Origin of the sequence: Modestobacter versicolor, from assembly GCF_041028285.1 — a bacterium.
In the GTDB taxonomy this organism is placed as follows: Bacteria; Actinomycetota; Actinomycetes; order Mycobacteriales; family Geodermatophilaceae; genus Modestobacter; species Modestobacter versicolor_A.
Genome location: NZ_JABGDB010000021.1, coordinates 1 through 763, shown reverse-complemented (window position 1 = coordinate 763; position 763 = coordinate 1). Strand labels below are relative to the sequence as shown.

Annotated in this window: 1 protein-coding gene; it reads right to left on the bottom strand. The window is 42.3% G+C overall.

Annotated elements, in window-relative coordinates:
• On the bottom strand, positions 1–763 hold a 763-nt coding region (locus HL054_RS22080; RefSeq protein WP_369141281.1), incomplete at both ends, for a hypothetical protein.

The window sequence follows — 763 nt, the reverse complement described above, 5'->3', positions numbered from 1 at the left end:
GAACATTTCGAACACCGCTGTATTATCGTTGTCGCATACCTCTTTCATGTAATTAATGCCGTTCTGTTTCGACAGCCCCGCAACGGTTAATTTTAGTTTCCCGTTTTCCTCCACTAAATAGCGTTTCGCGCCTACAGTTTTAAAGCGCGAATAGTTGCCCTCGAAATCCCATACGCCGAGCGGTTTTTCCACGCCCTTAATAGTTTTCGGGTTTAATAGTGATTCGTCCAGCTTGTAATATTGCATACACCGCCGTAATTTCTCCTGAATATCGGCGTTATATTGTTCTACATATCCGACGTGCTTATCATAATTAAGCATTTTAATAGAGTCCGTGTCGGAATATATGTAATCATTCCCCACTGCCAGAATAGCACTCCACAGGTTACGCCGAGCATAAGCAGTAACCCAAATACCCCACGGGTAATACAGAAAGCGAGATTTTGAGCGGTTATAATCCTGTATGGATTCTTTAACGTCGGTTTCTTCAATTCCCCATCCTTCAACGTCGTCATAAATATGGTCGTCTTTCACAATATCAGTAACACACATACCGTAAATGGGATTGAGCATTCCTTTAGAACGCAGATAATCAACCTCCCGCCCTTTTACGTCTTTTAGCGTGGTCTTATCCTGATACAGCGCCAGAATGGACTGAATAATAGCTTTCGGTAAATAATACTTTTTGAAAGCCCAGACATTTTCCCGGTGTAATTCGTCCCATTCGTAGACTGCGGAAATAATTTCTAAATCCACCTCAACC